This is a genomic window from Brucella sp. IR068 (genome assembly GCF_049065885.1).
Lineage (GTDB): Bacteria > Pseudomonadota > Alphaproteobacteria > Rhizobiales > Rhizobiaceae > Brucella > Brucella intermedia.
In genome coordinates this window covers 461,125-479,947 of record NZ_JBAKHE010000001.1, presented here as the reverse complement: position 1 = coordinate 479,947, position 18,823 = coordinate 461,125, and the positions used below count along the sequence as shown (strand labels likewise).

The following is an 18,823-nucleotide window of genomic DNA, read 5'->3' as shown; positions in this document are numbered from 1 at the left end:
CGCCTTTTCCAGATAAATTGGAATTGGCATCGGTCGTTGTGAGGGGATGCAAATGCTTATTGGTTACAACCGGCTTTTACGGGCCTTTGCAGTCGCAGCTTGCCTTTTGGCAGCTCCACACAGCACGCAAGCCGCCGAAAGTCGGCAGATAGAGATAACCAAAGACAGCGATTATTTCGGCTTCGACCTGCGAACGGAGAAAAATGTCTCCCTTGACCAGTGCAAAAGCATTTGTCTGGGCGACAACGCCTGCCTCGCCTTCACCTACAATCCGAAGGTCAAATGGTGCTTTCTGAAGTCTGATTTCAACAAGCTCAATCAGTCCGTTGGTTCCATCGCAGGCAAGGTTGTAACCCAATCCACAGCAGCCCGCGAAGTTGAAGATATTGGAGCTCCGCCAACTATCTCCTTTTTTGCCGCCAATCTGATTGACGAAGCCCGTCGCTTGAAGCGCGAACTGACTGGTCTCGAAAGCCCCGACAGCCTTCGCTCGTTGAAGAGCGAAGGCGCGTCTGCGGCGTTGAATGGCGACCCTCGCACAGCGATGGAAAAGTTCCGCCTGGCTGTCAGCATGTCCCCCGATGAAAGCGAAATCTGGGCCGGATATGTGCTGTCGGCGCTTGCGACCGAGCCATCCAACGGGCAGGAACGTTCAAAATTCCAACGCGATGCGACGTCCGCCTCCTGGTTTGCCTACCAGACTTCGCGCACCAAGGAGGAGCGCGCGCAAGCGCTTGCCATCATGGCCCAGGCGCTCGAAAAGCGCGATGCATCGCGCCCGGCCTTGCAGGCTTATGAAGCGAGCCTTGATCTCGTCAATTCCGCATCCGTTCGTGCGGCCTATGAAGACCTGAAAGCCCGTAAAGGCTTCCGTATCGTCAACAACACGGTCGATAATGACAATGCCGCGCCGCGCATCTGCGCGCAGTTCTCTGAAGAACTGGTGAAAAGCGGAGTCGACTATTCGAGTTTCGTCACGCTCGACAATGGCGCACCGCAGGCAGTTGAAGCCAAAGATCGCCAGATTTGCGTCGAGGGACTGGAGCATGGCCGCAATTATACGGTGACGTTCCGCCAGGGTCTGCCGTCGACTGTCGGCGAAGTGTTGCCGGCGCCGGTCAATCTTTCGATCTATGTGCAGGACCGTGCCCCATCGGTGCGTTTTACCGGCGACAGCTTCGTGCTGCCTGCCAAGGCGCGTCGCGGCATTCCGTTAGTTAGCGTCAATCTGGATGCAGCCAAGGTCAAGCTCTACCGCGTCGGCGACCGTTCGCTCGCTCAGCTTCTTTCAGGTTATCAATTCCTGCGCCAGCTCGACAGCTACGACATCAGCACGGTATCCGACCAGTTGGGCGCACCCGTCTGGGAGGGCGAGATCGAGGTTGCAGGCAATCAGCTGAACAAGGAAGCCACAACCAGCTTCCCGGTTGATGAGGCGCTGCCCGAACGCAAGCCTGGCGTCTATGTACTGACTGCCGAACCGCTGGTTCAGAAGTCCGATGATGCATATGGCACCAAGGCAACCCAGTGGTTCGTCGTCTCCGACATCGGCCTTTCGACCTATACCGGACAGGACGGCATCAATGTATTTGCCCGTTCGCTGGAAAGCGCAGAACCGCTTAAAGGCGTGAAGCTGACGCTGCTTGCACGCAACAATGAAGTGCTGGGCGAAGCGACCACCGACAGCGATGGCCGTGCGACGTTTACGCCTGGCCTGACACGCGGCATCAACGGCATGGTGCCAGCGGTTCTGATGGCCAGTCAGAATGACGACGATTTCACATTCCTCGATATGGCGCGCGCTGGTTTCGATCTTTCCGATCGTGGTGTGACGGGCCGTGCAGTGCCGAAAGCGCTTGATCTTTATGCATGGACGGAGCGCGGCATCTATCGCGCGGGCGAAGTCGTGCATGTGGGTGCGCTTGCGCGTGACGATACCGCAACGGCGATTGACGATCTGCCGCTCACCTTCATCTTCACGCGTCCCGATGGTGTGGAAGATCGCCGTCTCGTTTCCGACAGCAAACTCGCCGGTGGTCATGCCATCGACCTGACCTTGCCGTCGAACGCCATGCGCGGCACCTGGAACGTCTCAATCTATACCGATCCCAAGCAGCCCGCCATCGCAACGCAGATGTTTCTGGTTGAAGATTTCGTGCCGGACCGGATCGAGTTCGATCTGACGTCCGACAAGCCGGAAATTGCAGTAGGCGAAGCCGCCCATATCACCGTGGATGGTCGTTTCCTCTATGGCGCTCCCGCCGCGGGCCTTGCACTCGAAGGCGAAGTCACGCTTTCCACCAAGCGCCAATGGGACCGCTTCAAGGGCTATTATTTCGGCCTCGCTGACGAAGAACAGGGCGAAGCCACCCGCCTTCCGCTCGATGGTCTGTCGAAGGTCGATGAAAACGGCAAGGCGACTTTCCCGGTTGCGGTCGACGAAATGCCGTCAACGACGCGTCTCGTAAACGCGGCCGTGACAGTTCGCATGCGCGAAACCGGTGGTCGTGCTGTGGAACGCAACATCGACATCGCCATTCAGCCGGAAACCGATCTCATCGGCATTCGCCCGAATTTCGCTGGCGACGAAGTCCCGCAGGGTGGAACCGCGAAGTTCAGCCTGATCGCCTCTGACAGCAAGGGGGATCGCAAGGCGCTTGACGGCGCGCAATGGTCGCTGGTCAAGATCGAGCGTAATTATCAGTGGTATCGCAATGGCAACAGCTGGAACTATGAGCCGGTCACTTTCACCAAGGCGATTGCCAACGGCAAGATCGATCTGAAAACCGATAGTGAGGCTGAAATCAGCCTGCCGGTCGATTGGGGTCGTTACCGCCTGGAAGTCGAAACTGCCGACGCCTCAGGCCCGGCTACGAGCTACGAATTCGATGCGGGTTGGTATGTAAGTTCGACCTCGACCGAAACGCCGGATGGGCTGGAAATTGCGCTCGACAAGGAACATTATGCGGCGGGTGACACTGCAGAACTGAAAGTTTCGCCTCGTTTTGCCGGTGAATTGCTCATCACCATCGGTGCAGAAAAGCTGCTCAAGACCATCACGGCCAGCGTTCCGGAAGGTGGCACGACCATCGATATTCCGGTCGGTGAGGATTGGGGTGCGGGCGCCTATGTCACGGCCACCCTGTTCCGTCCGGGTGAGGCCGCTGAAAGCCACATGCCTGCGCGAGCGATTGGTCTTAAATGGCTGAAGGTCGATCCTGCCGACAAGCAGCTTGCGGTCAAGCTGACCCCGCCTGAAAAGATCGCTCCGCGTTCCACATTTTCCATTCCGGTTTCGGTTGAAAATGCGGGTGGCGAGCAGGCCTATGTCATGGTTGCGGCAGTCGATGTGGGCATTCTCAACCTGACACGCTACCAGCCGCCGAACCCTGAAAACTGGTTCTTCGGCCAGCGTCAGCTGGGTCTTGAAATGCGGGATATGTATGGTCGCCTGATCGATGGTTCGCTCGGCGTAACCGGCAAGCTGCGCACGGGTGGCGATGGTGGCAATATGGCAGCCGAAGGCAGCCCACCCACCGAAAAGCTGCTTGCGCTGTTCTCCGGTCCGGTTGAGCTCGACAGCGATGGCAAGGCGACGATCAGCTTCGACGTACCGCAGTTCAACGGCACTGCGCGTGTCATGGCTGTCGCATGGTCGAAGAAGGCCGTCGGTCACGCGGTTACCGATGTCATCATTCGCGATCCGGTAGTTATCACTGCTGGCCTTCCGCGCTTCATGGCGCCCGGCGATCAGGCAAATATCCGCTTCGATATTGCCAACACGGATGCGCCGGACGGCGATTATCGTGTGAGCCTCGAGACCACCGATAATCTCGGGGTTCAAGTTGGCTCCTATCCTGAAAGCATCGCGCTTACAGGTGGCAAGCGGCAATCGATCACCGTTCCGCTCAGTGCTGTGGCCACGGGTGCCGGTGGTGTGACGATCCGGCTTTCCAACGATGCGGGTCTCAATGTTGAACAGGCTTTGGCATTGCCGGTGCGTCCGGTCGATCTGCCGGTCACGAGCCGCCATGTCGTCAATCTCGCAGCCAATGGCGGAAACCTGAAAGTCGACGGCGGCCTTCTGTCTGAAAGCCTGCTTGATGGTGCCTTTGTCAGCGTCGGTGTCACGCGTAGCGCGGCCTTTGATGTCCCAGCCCTGTTGATGGCGCTCGACCGCTATCCTTATGGCTGCACCGAGCAGACCACCAGCCGTGCCCTCCCGCTGCTTTACTTGAGCGAAATGGCGGCAGGTACCGAAGCGGCGGCGGGTCTGGAAAGTCAGGAAGAACTGAAGAAACGCGTACAGGATTCCATCTTCCGCGTGCTGAACAACCAGTCTTCAAGCGGTTCGTTCGGCCTGTGGTCGCCAGGTTCGGGGGATCTCTGGATGGACGCCTATGTGACCGACTTCCTCACGCGTGCTCGTGAAAAGGGCTATGACGTGCCGCAGCAGGCAATGCTCTCTGCGCTCGCCAATCTGCAAAACGCTCTCGGTTATACAACCGACGTGAAAGAACGCGGTAACGACATTGCCTATGCGCTTTACGTTCTGGCGCGCAACAAGAAGGCATCCGTCGGCGATCTGCGTTATTATGCCGATACCCAGCTTGAAAACTTCGCGAGCCCCATGGCAGTCGCACAGCTTGGCGCAGCACTCGCCCTTTATGGCGATCAGCAGCGTTCCGAACGCGTCTTCGATGCGTCGCTCCAGCTTGCAACCAGCCAATCCAGTTTCGACTATAATCGCTCCGATTACGGTTCGCCGCTGCGTGACGGTGCTGCAATGCTTGCGCTTGCTTCGGAAACCAAGCCTGCGCCGAAAGTGCTGCCGTCGCTCATCACACTGGTCGAGTTCCAGCGTGAAAAGGCGCGTTATCTCAGCACACAGGATCAGGCATGGATGCTGCTTGCCGCACGCGGCCTGCAGGAAGACAATGGCGCAATCAGCCTCGACATCAATGGCACCGCGCATCAAGGCGCATTCTCGGAACGCCTCAATGGTGCAACTCTGGAAGAGCAGCCGCTGATTGTTACGAACAAAGGACAAGGCTCGGTCGACGCAGTCGTGACCGCCGTGGCGCCGCCGGCCCAATCTCTTCCTGCGGGTGGCGAAGGTTTCAATATCGAGCGCACCTATTATACGCTTGACGGTGAACCAGCCAATGTCACCGGGGTCAACCAGAATGAGCGCTATGTGGTTGTCCTGAAAATTGACGATTTGCAGGAATGGCAGTCGCGTCTGCTCGTGACAGACCTGCTGCCAGCTGGTTTCGAGATCGATAATCCGGGCCTCGTTTCCAGTGCCAATCTCGGCAATCTTCCATGGCTTGAAAGCACGCAGGCAGCGCATCTCGAATTCCGCAATGATCGCTTTGTGGCGGCTTTCGACCGCTCTGCAGGCACGAAGAGGCCGATCACACTGGCCTATGTGGTGCGCGCGGTAACGCCGGGTCTTTATACCCATCCGGCGGCCACGGTTGAGGACATGTATCGTCCGCAATTTGCAGCGCGCACGGCAACCGGCATGATGGAGGTGGCTGCGCCGTAAGCAATCCCAAAAGTGGGACCGGCTTTCGGACAAGATCATGGCTAGACATAAATCATGGCCAAAGAGATGAAAAGGCGATGGAAAATAGCCGTTAGCGGTGCCGTGTTCCTCTGCATCGCCGCTTTTGGAACCGTGGTCGGGCTGGACTGGCTCGACCGCGCATATCCACCGCCTTTGCCGGAACGGCTGACCAATTCCACCGAGGTCATGGATCGCGACGGCTCGTTGCTGCGCGCCTATGCGACGCCGGACGGATACTGGCGGCTTAACACCCGGATTGAGGACGTTGATCCAAAGTTCCTGAAAATGCTCATCGCTTATGAAGACAAACGTTTTTACGATCACGGCGGCATTGATTTCCGGGCTCTTGCACGGGCTGCGATGCAGCTTGCGGGCAGCGGCCGCATTGTATCCGGTGGATCGACGCTTTCCATGCAGCTTGCCCGGCTGATCGAGCCGCGCGAAAGCCGCAGCTTCGGTTCCAAATTCAGGCAGTTGGCCCGCGCTATCCAGATCGAACGGCGGCTGAGCAAATCCGAAATCCTCGAACGCTATCTGACACTTGCGCCCTATGGCGGCAATCTGGAAGGTGTGCGCTCGGCGTCATTAGCCTATTTTGGCAAGGAGCCCTTGCGCCTCACCATATCGGAAGCAGCTTTGCTCGTTGCCTTGCCGCAACTGCCAGAACGTCGCCGCCCGGATCGGGAGATGCAGAATGCAGTTGCAGCACGTGATCGTGTATTGAAACGCATGGTTTCGGCGGAGGTGTTTACGGAAGAGGAAGCCGACCGCGCAACGCGTGAGCGCATATACCCTACTCGTCATCCCTTGCCTTCATTGGCCGCCCACTTTGCCGATCTGGCGCTGAAGCAGGCTCCCACCGAAGCACGCCATCACCTCACGCTCAAAAAATCCGTGCAGGCAGGACTGGAAGCCGTTGCGCGGGAAGCCGCAGCGAAACTTGGGCCGAGAGTCTCGGTTGCCATGGTGCTGGCTGACAGCCGCAATGGCAACATTCTGGGCGAAGTCGGTTCCGCTGACTATTTCGATGGCAACCGGCAGGGCTGGATCGACATGACCCGCGCCGTGCGCTCGCCCGGCTCAACGCTTAAACCCTTCATTTATGGACTGGCTTTCGAGCAGGGATTGATTGCCCAGGAAACCATCATCGAAGACCGCCCGCAGGATTTCGCAGGCTATCGTCCGCGCAATTTCGATATGAGCTATCAGGGCGATGTCAGTGTCCGTCAGGCGCTGCAAATGTCCCTCAATGTGCCGACTATCAGCCTGCTCGATGCGGTCGGCCCTGCACGGCTGACGACGCGCATTCGTCAGGCAGGTGTCAGTCTGCAATTGCCGAAAGGTGAAGCGCCGGGACTTGCTATCGGCCTTGGCGGCGCAGGCATCAGCCTGCGCGATCTGGTGCAGCTTTATACTGGCCTTGCCAATGGCGGTCGCGGCACGGCCTTGCGTGATGGCACCGAAAGCTCGGAGCCTGTGCAGCCCTCCGCCCCCATTCTCACCGAGCAGGCGTCCTGGCAGATTGGCGATATTCTGGCCGGTGTCGTGCCGCCGCAAGGGGCGAAACGTATAGGCATCGCTTACAAAACCGGCACATCCTATGGTTATCGCGATGCTTGGTCGGTCGGCTATGACGGCCGTTATGTGCTGGGGGTCTGGGTCGGCCGGGCCGATGGCGGCTCGGTGCCGGGCCTTGCAGGCTATGTTTCGGCGGCGCCCATCCTGTTTGATGCCTTTGTGCGCTCCGGCATCGCTTCCGTACCGCTTCCGCGTGCGCCTGCCGGCGCTTTTCGCACTGCGCGTGCCGATCTTCCGGTGACGCAAATACGCTTTTCATCGGCAAGCGATCCCCTGCCGGTTTTCAAAGCCTCGATTGAGCCTGCGCCGCGCATAGTGTTTCCACCGGATGGCGCGCATGTTGAGCTGAAAGCGCTTACCGACAATGCATCGCCGCTGGTGCTAAAATTGCAGGGCGGGCGCGCACCATTTCGCTGGCTCGCCAATGGCAAACCGATCGCCGAGATCGAACGGAGAAGGACGACAAACTGGCAACCGGATGGAACCGGATATTCGACACTGACCGTAGTCGATGCAGCGGGGCGGGCCGCTAGCGTCAATATTTTTGTTGAATAACGACCTACTGGGCGGCTTCTGATAGCACTGGGTTCTCGGGAGCCTGCTTCTCAAGCGACATGACTTTTAAATTGCCGGAAAACAGGATGCCGGTGATCGGAAGTACCGGTTGCTCGGGCAGTTCCTCATGATGCGTGCTGTCTTTCGGAACATGCAGCTTATGTTCCACGCCCTCTTCAGCACCCGACAGGGTGAGCGCAACATTTCCCCGTGCTTCCAGCAGTTTCGCGCCGTAAAGAAACTCGAAGCTCAGCATCGAAACGAGGAATTTGTAGGTTCCGTCGCGCACGCCTCCCTTCATCATTGCAGCACGATGAACCTCCCCGCCCGTCACCACGTCAAGCGGCGGAATGCGGGGATCGCAGACGTAACCCAACGCAAGCAGCTGTCCGCCCTCAACCTCGAAGCGCATTTTATCCCCGCCAAGATCGAGCGCCGAGATCGAGAAACGGCGATTGCTGTATTGAACAGGAACACGCCCCAGCCGCTTGCACAATTGTTCGCCGCTCAAGGCGCGCGCATTCGCGAAATGGTCTGGATCAATAGCGAATGGCAGTGCTTTTGCGCGATGCGGAACAGAAAGGGCCGGTTCAAGAACATCCGCAATCAAATTCGCAACGATAGTCGTCGAAACCGGTCGCGCGTAATGGCCCTGATCGAGATAGAACGCCGGATTGCCCACGACATCGCGGCCATATTGCTGCATCAGCATTCGGGACACATCGACCGAGATCGTTCCATACCATTGCGAAATATAATTGATGCCCGCGTCGATCGACGGAACTGAATTCAGAAACGAGCCATTGCGAGCGCCAAATACAAGCGTTGCAATTCGCAAATTCGGATTTCGGTCAAGCGCGTAGCGAATGATCCCTTCGTAAAACCGGGCCCAATGGCGGAATGGCCGCCGCTCATCGCCATATACAAAGGCATCGTTGATTGCATATTCAATCAACAGCAGTTCGCAATCTTCGAGTTGTTCGAACTGCTTGAGTTGATAAAGGCCGAGCGCACTCGTCGTGCCCCCCACCGCAAGATCGGCAACAATATCAAGTTCCACACCGCGCCGTGCCATCGTCGACAGAAGAGTGGGCAGATAGCCGGGAAGCATGACGGTGTTCGAACCGCCGATAATTACAGTCTTGAGTTTCATTTCGTCACCGTTGCAGCTTTACCGGCTGGCGTCAGCGCACCGCAACGCCACACACCGTAAGTGCTTGCATCCCAATCAAAATAATAAGCAGCGGCGATCTGGCCGCTATCCATCATCTGTCGAAAGCGGTCGCGCGTCTTTTCGACCAGTTGCTCGCGATTATTGTCATTGGCAGGACAGGCTTTTGAAGTATTGGCAAAACCCCATTCCGTGATCCAGCAAGGCTTGCCGTCCACACCACCGCAAAAAGAAAGCGCATTGTTGATGTGTTTTGCCCGAGCAGCGCGCGTCCCGCTGCTGCCGGGATAGATATGAATACCATAGCCGTCAGCAACGTCGTCCAGACCATATTTCTTCAAAAGATCGGTAAAGGCCGCAGATTCGACAGTGTCTATCCCGCGCCGGTCCGCATCGATGAAAGGGATATCGGACAGGCCAGCAGATATGACTTTTGCCTTTGCGCTGTGCCTGGTTTTCGCCAATTCCGCCCGCACGATGCGCAAAAGTTCGACGTATTTTTCCGCCCCCCTTTCGACCAGAGGAAGCTCCTCCATCTCGGCCAAAGACCGCGCGGTCTTCATCTTCTCCTTGGGCAGAATGGCAAGGTCGCCATTATAGGCGCCCCAGTTGATCTCGTTTCCGGGTTCAACCGCCACAAGAGGCACCCCCAGCGCATCGATCTTCTGCAAGGCATCCGCCATCGCGTTCCGGAACCGCTCAGGAGATATGTCGGAAAGCCGATACATGTCCCATATACGCCCGCGCCCCGGCCGGGGTTTTGTTCCATCCGGATAAAAATCCGCATTGTTGAGCGAGATTTCGAGCAGGACCGCCAGACCCTTCTCGTGGGCAAGGCGTGCGGCATCGATGCTTTGATCGAGCGGTCGGGTGAGCGACAGCCGAACCGCCACTACCCCGTTTTCCACCATCTGATCGAATATCTGCTCGCGCTCGGCGGGCTTGAGCCAGGCCATATTCACCCGGTTGACGCCAAAGCGCGTATCCGCAAGAGCACCGTCGGGCGCAACCGCGAGTAGAACAGCGGCCAAGAAAGCCGCCATTACCCCTTTTCTGCCCCCGATGCTCTCGCGAAGTTTCATCATCGGATACCGATATCTTTCAGCGCGCCGTTAAAGTTGGCCTCGCATTCCGAATAACGGTTGATGGCCGCAGGCACGTCGATCTTGGAAAGGAAGTCGCGCAGGTAGGCTTTCTTCTGCGGCTCGCGGTTCCAGACGCTCGCTTCGATATGCGGAAAACCGACAAAGCCCAGCATCTCGCGCATACGGTCGTCGACTGCGATCATCAGGCCCGGAATACCCGACTGCATGCCGATGATCGTGCCATGGAATCTACGGCTCAGTCCGAAATCCTGGCTGGAGATCCAACTGCGCCATTTGTGCGTGTCGAAGAACACCAGCAGCTCGTTCTTGCGCTGCCATTTTTCCATATGCTTGTAATCGACGGGCGCAGTGATGCGGCTTGCCGCCTGATCATAGGCTTCGGCATGGTCTTCGCTTGCCATGTTCATGTTGTAGACGATCACCTCGTCCTGAATGACATAGCTTGCAACGCTATCCTTTTCGAGCAGCGCGTGGGCGTCCACAATCGTATCGGCAACGCTGCCGAGATAACCGCCAAAGGAGATTTTCTGCGCATCGGCAAGCGTTGGATCGGCGAGGCGGCTCAGCGAGCGTTTCATCTGGTCCGGCGCATAATAAAGCGACGGACAGCCGGTCGGGCGGACATATTTCATGCCCGCATCTTTCAGAAACTCCTCGGTGAAATGCCCGCGCGTGAGGAAGAAGCTTTCCTTGCGGCGCAGAATTTCGAGGAACCGACGCGTGCCTTCGGGCAACTCCGCCTTCAGGTTTTCCTTCTTTTGAATGCCGATGCCCATGACCACGATTGGCATGTTCAGCTTTTCAAAGACGAAGGATTCCGTCGTAGCTGCATAGCCGGGTCGCAAAAGATTGGCGGAGGCAAACAGGCACAGGTCGAAATTCTCATTGAGTTCTGCATAGGTGTCCGGCGAATTGAGGCTGTTGGCCAGATGCCAGAACGGAACGTAGGTCACATCGTGGCCGCGCACTGCGTTGGCCGCGCCCTCACCTATGAGATAATTGCCCGTATTGGCAATCTTCTTGACCTGATCGATCACATCCTTCTTGGTGCGGATGGGCTCGAAATAGGGGCGATGCTTCACTTTTGCCCCGGAAACGCTTTCGACGGTCCGCATCAGATATGACGGGATGCCGGTGATCATTATGCGCATGGTGATCCATCTTCGCTGGAATTAAGGAAACTGGTGAAGAGTGCCTGAGATCAGCCGATGCCGATTTCTGAAAGCACGCTCCGGAAATTGCGTTCTCGCGCCGAGTAAGTTTCGATGACTTCGGGAATGTTCATCGAAGCGATGTGGTCGCTGACGAAAGCCCGCCTGTCGTTGGCCGCGTTGAGATCGCGGGCATCGATCTTCGGCAGGCCGGAGAAATTCAGCATCTCGCGCATACGGTCATCGACAGCGACCATCAGGCTCGGCACGCCCGCCTGCATGGAGATGATATTGCCGTGGAAACGGCGACCGAAAGAAAAGTCCATGGTCGAGCACCAGGCGCGCCATTGATTGGTATCGAGGAAGGCGTGAACACTCACCTTCTTTTTCAGATCGCCCGAGCCCTTATAGGTCAACGGGCCGACAAGTTCGCCCGTGGTGGAGTCATAGGCGCGGCCATTCGCATCCGATTCAAGCTGCATGTCGAAATGCAAGAGCTCATCCTGAACCACGTAAGCTGAACGCCCGTCATCCGAACCGAGCGCGTTCATATCGCCGATGGTTTCGAGTTCCGCTCCCATATAGCCGGTGAAGACGGTACGGCCCTCACCCACCTTCACCTCTGGCAGGCGACTGATCGCTTTGCGCATATTGTCCGGACGGAAATAAAGCGACGGACAACCGACCGGGCGGACATAGGAAAAGCCCTGATCGCGGAGATAGCCGGCTGCATTTTCGCCCCGCGTGAGAAAATAGTGTTCGCGGCTTTTCAGCACTTCCAAAAGCTTCTTCGTACCCGCTGGCAGGCCGTCCTCGCCTTCAATATCGGGGCGGTTCTGGATGCCGATGCCGAGCATCACGACGGGCATATCCAGTTTCGACAGAACAAGCGCTTCTGCATCCGCCGACAAGCCCTTGCGGAGAAGGTTTGCGCAGGTGAAGACGCAGATATCAAACTCCTTGTTGACCTCCTCAAGCCCCGTTCCGTTGTTCACGCAATTGTAGAGGTGCCAGAACGGAATGTGCCTGGCAGACGGCAAAAGCGCTGTCATCGCACCTTCGCCGATCAGATAATTGCCGGTATTGCTGATATTCTTCAGCTCCTGGATAAAATTATCGCGGGCTTCGGAATCCCGCTGCTTTTCCGAATAATAGACCTGCGCCTTATCCGCACGCTGGATGAGGCGAGTGAGATGGCTCGGAATGCCCGTGACGAGGATTCTTGGGTTGGTTGGGCGGCTCATAGGTCGACCTTTCTGGTATAATCAGGCAACTGCACGGCCGGGGAGAACGGCGGTCGCGCTGGCATCGTCTGCAACATCCGGCTGGGAGAACCGGGATTTCGGATAAACGGGGCTTATTTCGTTCGCCCAATCGGTAAAGTCGGAGAACGCCGAGCTCCATGTGCGATGTGCTGCGGAAGCGAGAGCGCCTTCGGCGGTCCGCATCAAGGCTTCGCGATCTTGTGCAAGGATCGTCAGAATGCGTGTCATGTCTGAGACGATCTGCGCATCGTTGCCATTGCGGATGAGAATGCCATCGCGTCCGTGATTGACAAGCTCATCGACGGCGCCGACCGCCGTGGCGACCGGCACGCAGCCAAGCTGCTGCGCTTCGGCGATCATCAGCGGCGCGCCTTCCCAGCGCGACGGCATCAGGAGAACATCGGCCCAGGCCAGATGGTTGGCAATGTCCTTGCCGTCGAAAACCGGCGGCGAGACTTTCACGCCCGCATCCTTCAAACGTGTCATCCACGATGCGCTCGGATCGTCGGAGAGAATTTCTCCGCCGATGGCCTGCGCTTCAAAAGGAATGCCCTGCTCTTTCAGCTTGACGATTGCATCATGCCAACGGTCGATACCCTTCTGGCGGTCGAGGCGTCCCATGTAAAGGATACGCATGGGCTCGCCCTTGCGCCCCTGCTTGCGCGCGGCGGTGACTTGCGCCCGCTGTTTTGTATCGATTGAAAAACTGGCCCCGTTTGGCACCGAAAACACTTTTTCATACGGTACGCCAAAGCTGTGCAGATAAATTTTCAATTGATCCGAACACGTGAGAAAAGCGTCATAGGCATGTTCGAAGGCGATCGCCGCATAGGGTTGGCCTGCCTGACGGCGGAAGACCGTCTCGTCCACCACATGCAGATAGCAGGCGGTGCGGGTGCCTTCCGAGCGAAGCTTACCCATCAGGGGATGAGCGGCCATGACGTGGTTGTTCACGACAAGATCGAAACCGGAAAGCTGGCCGCGCAGGATACTCCAGTCGAGCGGATGATCTTCGGTGATAAAGTCCTGACCGAGGAAGCGGTTTGTGTCACCCCAGGCGGGAATGCCATCCTTCCAGAAATGCAGGTAGTCGAAGGACTGGTCGAACTCATCGAGCACGTCCATCCGCTCATTGCCGAGGACGAAGAGATGGGTTTCAAACCCCTGGTTCTTCAGCTCCCGCCCGGCGGCATAAGCGACCTTTTCCGCCCCGCCGAAAGAAGCATTCGGCACCAGAACGGCAGCGGTCTTTTTCCTTGCGGGGTTATGCGCAAGCGGCAAAACTGGTCCGCCGCCAAGTTCATTGCGCAGCACCTGATACATTTCGGAAAGAGCCGGTAGACGGCGCGGACGCCACGTCCAGCGTGTGGCCGCACTCTGCTTCAGCGGGCTTGTTGCAATCGACGTCACCAGATTGAGCATTGATTGTTCTGGCCGTGAGAGCGCGCGGCGCTGGCGAACACGCGGGAACGGAAAGCGCACCTTCATGCGCGCCGAGGTAGGCCATAGTTGCTGCGTACCCAACGAAGCGAACCAATCGAGCGCATCGTTTTCAATGATTTCCTTTATGAGCCGGGTCGAAACGAAAATCAGGTCGGCATGTGGCTGCCGCGTACCCGACGGCATGATTTCGGTGTCGATGCGCCGCTCGTCCTCGACATTGGTGAGTTCCACAAAGACGATGTTGGCCTGTTCCGCCAGCTTCTCAAGCCGCGACAGGATATTCGGCAACAGTCGCGAACGCGCCAGAAGTTTCAGCGTCTCTGTGTTGGACGAGGCAAGAAATGGCGGGAAATGGAAATTATCCGGCTCGGACACACTGCCCCAGAAGGCACGGATCGCATCATCGAACTTGAGATCGGCAGTGCCAAGGCTGAGATCGGTGAAAAGGCTGACCGTCCCCTCGCCCGCGCGGATCACGCCATAACGCGGGCATTCCTCATGCTCGAAACCTACGAGCGTCGGACGGCGAAACAGCGCCTTGTGCCGCTTGCGCAGAAAGCTGATCGAGCCGGAGCGGTCGCGATTGGCTTCCTTGAAACGGCTTTCCGCACGCAGGCGATATTCAAAGCCGGTATCGTGGCATGGCGTCCCGACAAACCCCGCCTCGATCGCCGAAAGCCAGAACTCCCAGTCTTCAAAACCATTCTGGCGATCATCATCAAAACGGACACCGCTACGGAAAACATCCGCAGAAATCATCGACCCCGTATCGCAGATATTGTCAGTGATGCAGTGGATCAGGCGCGAATAGCTGTTGCCATAGTGTGCGCGCCAATTGACGGAGAAAGTGTCGATATTGGTGTAGACCCATCCGGCGTTCGACGCCAGCAGCTGACGATAGAGCGTGTCGATGGTGTGCGGCTGCACGCGGTTGTCTGCATCGACAAAATATACAGCCTTCACGTCAGGCATTTCTTCAAGAATATAGTCGACAGCGCGATTTCGTGCGCCACCCGGGCCGGCGTTTTCGCCAAAGATGATATGGATGTTGGAATGCGCCGCAGCGTAGAGCGTCAGGCTGTCGAACACTTCGCGGCGCGGATCGCCATCTACCGACACCACGATCTGGGTACGGAAAACCGTTTCTGATGCAAGAATGGTTTCCAGTGCTTCAAGCGCCAGCGCCGCGTGGCCGTAAAGCGGCATGGCAACGACGATCAAATCCTTGGACCTATCGTACATTCGCGGCCTCTTTGGCTAATTCCTGAGCGGGCCGGGCCTCAATGTGCTTGACCAGCCGGAAGTTGAAGACCTTGAGCCAGGAAAAATCGACGGAATCCGCTGCGGCCTTGCTCAGCACAACGAGATCCATCGTCCGGTCGACCGGTCCCTCAAGCATGAAATTGATATCGATCGGGCGATTGGGCGCGACCTCCGACCAACCGCTGAACAAAACCTGCTGACGTCGCCGATCAAGATTGGAAATCGCGTCGATTTCCTCCTTCACGTCTGATGCCAGATTGACCAGCAACAGACCGACGGCACAGGGTTTGCCCTCTGGATGGTCAATCACAGCCCGCGCGGAGACGCGGACCGTACCCGGAGCAACCACACGGCGAATGGCAGCCGCAGTGACGCCCTCCTCGAGCGGATGACAGCCGATGGCATCCTCATGTTCCAGAAAACGCACAGTCGGAAAATCGGGAGTAATGGACGTAACGGACACGTTGGCCACGTTGCGCAGTAATTCGACCGGCAGACGGTAGTCGTCAACCTTTCGGCCATTGATCAACGCAGTCGGCACGATGGCGTTCGGCAACGATGCCGGGCGCACACCCGGCAAGCCGGTGAAAATCCTCAATGCCAGAGGGCGCATGTCGAGATCGGCGTGCGGAATACGGGCACGCGCCGCATAGCGTTCGTTGGCGATCACATTGCCCAGCGACAGTTCCGGCGGCACGCCGCCCGAGGCGGAGATGCGCAGGCGGAGCGTCCGATGGCTGCCATCACATGCCTTGGGAAGCGAGAAGAAATTCCATTCCGACTGCAGCGCGCTGTAGGGCACCAGCCACTCGGCAATTCCCTCACCGTTTTCCAGATAATCCAGCGTTACGATCAGCTGGCCGTTGCGATTGGCCGGCAGATCGCGGAAATGGAGGGCGAAACCGGAAACGGCATAGCTCGAAACCGGAAAAAGCTGTTCGATCTCCGATTCGCGCAGCAGACGCGCAAACCCCTCGTCCTTTGGATCGACCAGAGGGGCATGACTGAAAATCTCCGTCGAAGAATCCCAGTTGCGAGCGTGGAATGCGTCTTCAATCGCCCGATAATTCTCAAACATGGTCTCGCGCTCGCGGCGCAGCATGGCGAGCTCGGTGTGAACCTTGCTGACATGGCCGACAAGGCGATCCAGGCTGCTCTCAAGCAACTGCGTAACCAGCAGCGGAGCTGTTTCGGGGGATGCTTCATCGACCCGCACAACGGGTAGTTCCGGAATGGTGCTCAGACGATAAATCTGCTGCAGAACCGTTTTGAGTTCGTTCTCGCCCTCTTGCGACGCGGCGACGGCAATGAGTGGAAATGTATTCGCCAGACGAAGGCGTTTTCCGTCTCCTTCGACAAAGGTGGTCAGCTCGCCCAGAGACGTCGCTTCCAGCGCTTCACGATCACGCATCGAAGCAATGGCATATCGGCGGGATTTCCGCGCCGAGATCGCAGGAAGTGGTGTGCTCAACATAATCATCCATTGTGTGATGGCCGACTTGGGAGTCTCGGCCTGCACTTGCAATGAGAAAATACAGTCTATGTATTGTCAACAGTCTTATAGCATCAACTATATGATAATATTACGAATATTTGGAACGAGTTTAATTCAAAATTTGAAACAATGTTCATATATATTACAATAACAGCGTAAACACGCAGAAACACGGAGTTTTATATTTACGTTACAGGACTTGCACGCCCGATTGTCGCCACATACCAGCTACCGTCCGTTCAATACTGCCTCGATCAAGGTTTTTTGCTGCCGTAAACAATCCGACAACCTGAACCGGGTTTCCACGGTTCGTCGTGCTGCAGCTCTCATCTGGAGACATGCATCGGGGTCACGAAGCACGTTCATGATCACTTCCGCCAACACGTCCGGCTCAAAAAACGGTACAAGCAGCCCGTTTTGGCCCGAGCGGATCAACTCCCGAACGGGAGGCGTATCCGAACCGATGATGAGCGCGCCGCATGCCATCGCTTCCACGACCGACCAGGACAGGACAAACGGATAAGTCAGATAGATGTGGGCAGTCGATATCTGATAGAGTTTCCGCAACTGGGCGTGCGGGATCGTGCCGGGAAACACGATTCGATCCGGCGGCAGATCAAGATTCCGGACGAGATGCTCGCGCCATGAACCGCCGCCGGGTGGCGGCGTTCCATAGCTGACGCCATCGCCGCCAACAAAAACGAAGATCGCGTCATCGTTCTGCCGGATGACCTTGGCCGCTGCTTCCAGCGCTTGAGGAAAGCCGCGATAGGGTTCGAGATCGCGCGCGACAAACGTGATTACGCGCGATTCTCCTGCCTTCAGCGTCCGCCCATCCGGCAGTTGGATCGTTGCGTGACGATCCGGATAGAAGAGTTTGGTATCGACACCTTCGTGAACCACGGCAATGCGGTTCTGAACGGAACGCGGGTAAAGGCTCTTTTGCCAATGCGTCGGGCTGAATCCGCCGTCGATACCCTCAAGGGTTACCAACTGCGCCATGTTACGCAGGCGCAGGCGCTTGCGGGTTTCAATATCAGGCCGGTCGCCCGGTGCGAAACCGACATCGGCACCATTGGCGCGGTAGAAAAACTCGCAATAGCCAAGTGCGGGGACTGAGGGCAGCACGTCCTTGACGAACATCATGCTGCCCCAGCCAATATGACCGACGACGATATCGGGTGCCTGACCATGATGGGCCATGGATTCCAGGGTTTCGGCCACACGGTACCCGATCCTCGTGTGATGATCGGGTACTTCCAGATATCTGGCCATCGCACCGCCGGTGCGAGGACCAGATTCTACTCTGTGGCGAATGACGCGGACCGCTGGGAGGCGACGGTCCACTGTCTCGCAGATCAGGCTTACATCAAGTCCACTCGTAGCCAGATTCTCGGCTAACGCAGCGAACTGACCGAAACCGCGCCTGTGCACAAATGCTATACGCATGTTACGAAACGTGTTCGGCTGGCGGCCGAAAATAATCGCAACACATCAAATGCCAAACCGTGCGGCATTGCCCCACACGAGTTCCAGTCTGTGCAGTGTCTGATAGGCAATCTCCAGATTGCGAAGATCGTCATCATCGCGGGTGAGGATATGGTTGTAGGACCGGCTCGCATTCCGCAAGCTTGCACACAGCCTTTCACCCTTGTCCGTCAGGCGAATACGGGCAGACCGTTTATCTCTCTGCGAGGTTACACGGTCGACATATCCACCATCGGTAAGCTGTTTCAGATAATAGGAAATGTTGGACCCGACATAATGCCCGCGATCCAATAGTTCACCCACAGTGAGCTCGACATCGCCTATAGCCATCAAAACCAGGGTCTGGGCCGGACCGATATCTTCCACGCCTAACTTCGTCAGCTCGGTTTTCAGCAAGCTTACAAAGCGGCGGTTCACTCGTTCTATCATCCGGGCCAGCTCGAAATGCGTGATAACGACTGTATGAACCGGATGTCTGCGTTCCTGTTTTTCGGCGGTAACTTCAGGAAAATCAACGGCAGTAAAGCCATCGACTGATGTTTCGACTTCCACTCCCTCGTGTAGAAGTTTTTGCATCTCTTGCTCTCCATTTTCAATTTTACTTCAAATTTTGAAGAAATTTGCAGTTATATTTTCTTTGCTCCTTTCGCATTTCCCCGCCGTAAGAACCTTTTTTCTGTCACATTCTCTGCAGTATTACTTTACTGATCTTGAGAACTAGCACACAGTTTTTAGG

The 18,823-nt window shown here is 57.0% G+C and carries 10 protein-coding genes; 2 read left to right on the top strand and 8 right to left on the bottom strand.

All coding sequences use genetic code 11. The features are described from left to right. Nucleotides 1-46: 46 nt before the first annotated feature. Complete coding sequence (locus ACOWVS_RS02195) at nucleotides 47-5,551, top strand: alpha-2-macroglobulin family protein (RefSeq protein WP_075041472.1); 5,505 nt, start codon at nucleotides 47-49, stop codon at nucleotides 5,549-5,551. Nucleotides 5,552-5,605: 54 nt separating this feature from the next. Continuing rightward, nucleotides 5,606-7,705, top strand: a complete 2,100-nt coding sequence (pbpC, locus tag ACOWVS_RS02190; protein ID WP_075041473.1) for a penicillin-binding protein 1C — start codon at nucleotides 5,606-5,608, stop codon at nucleotides 7,703-7,705. 4 nt (nucleotides 7,706-7,709) lie between these two features. Here the strand turns inward: pbpC and ACOWVS_RS02185 are convergent, their stop codons facing one another. The 8 genes from ACOWVS_RS02185 to ACOWVS_RS02150 all read right to left on the bottom strand — a co-directional run bounded on the left by ACOWVS_RS02185 (nucleotide 7,710) and on the right by ACOWVS_RS02150 (nucleotide 18,663). Next, a complete protein-coding gene (locus tag ACOWVS_RS02185; RefSeq protein ID WP_021585665.1) occupies nucleotides 7,710-8,858 on the bottom strand; it encodes an SGNH/GDSL hydrolase family protein in 1,149 nt (382 codons plus the stop codon). Further along, nucleotides 8,855-9,961: a hypothetical protein gene (locus ACOWVS_RS02180; RefSeq protein WP_021585666.1), complete on the bottom strand. Its 1,107-nt coding sequence runs from the start codon at nucleotides 9,959-9,961 to the stop codon at nucleotides 8,855-8,857. The genes ACOWVS_RS02185 and ACOWVS_RS02180 overlap by 4 nt, the downstream gene beginning before the upstream one ends. Further along, nucleotides 9,958-11,133, bottom strand: a complete 1,176-nt coding sequence (locus ACOWVS_RS02175; RefSeq protein WP_021585667.1) for a polysaccharide pyruvyl transferase family protein — start codon at nucleotides 11,131-11,133, stop codon at nucleotides 9,958-9,960. Before ACOWVS_RS02175 ends, ACOWVS_RS02180 begins: the two co-directional genes overlap by 4 nt. 50 nt (nucleotides 11,134-11,183) lie before the next feature. Continuing rightward, nucleotides 11,184-12,377 (bottom strand): polysaccharide pyruvyl transferase family protein, encoded by a 1,194-nt coding sequence (locus ACOWVS_RS02170; protein ID WP_063620446.1) that lies wholly within the window; start codon nucleotides 12,375-12,377, stop codon nucleotides 11,184-11,186. Between the two features lie 21 nt (nucleotides 12,378-12,398). Continuing rightward, the gene (locus tag ACOWVS_RS02165) at nucleotides 12,399-15,083 is read right to left on the bottom strand and encodes a glycosyltransferase (RefSeq protein ID WP_075041474.1); all 2,685 of its coding nucleotides are present in this window, start codon (nucleotides 15,081-15,083) and stop codon (nucleotides 12,399-12,401) included. After that, complete coding sequence (locus tag ACOWVS_RS02160; RefSeq protein WP_075041475.1) at nucleotides 15,073-16,578, bottom strand: DUF6212 domain-containing protein; 1,506 nt, start codon at nucleotides 16,576-16,578, stop codon at nucleotides 15,073-15,075. The genes ACOWVS_RS02165 and ACOWVS_RS02160 overlap by 11 nt, the downstream gene beginning before the upstream one ends. 249 nt (nucleotides 16,579-16,827) lie before the next feature. Continuing rightward, complete coding sequence (locus tag ACOWVS_RS02155) at nucleotides 16,828-18,048, bottom strand: glycosyltransferase family 4 protein (RefSeq protein WP_075041476.1); 1,221 nt, start codon at nucleotides 18,046-18,048, stop codon at nucleotides 16,828-16,830. 45 nt (nucleotides 18,049-18,093) lie between these two features. Further along, entirely contained in the window at nucleotides 18,094-18,663 is a 570-nt protein-coding gene (locus ACOWVS_RS02150) for a MarR family transcriptional regulator (RefSeq protein ID WP_006468694.1), read from the bottom strand. Nucleotides 18,664-18,823: the final 160 nt, after the last annotated feature.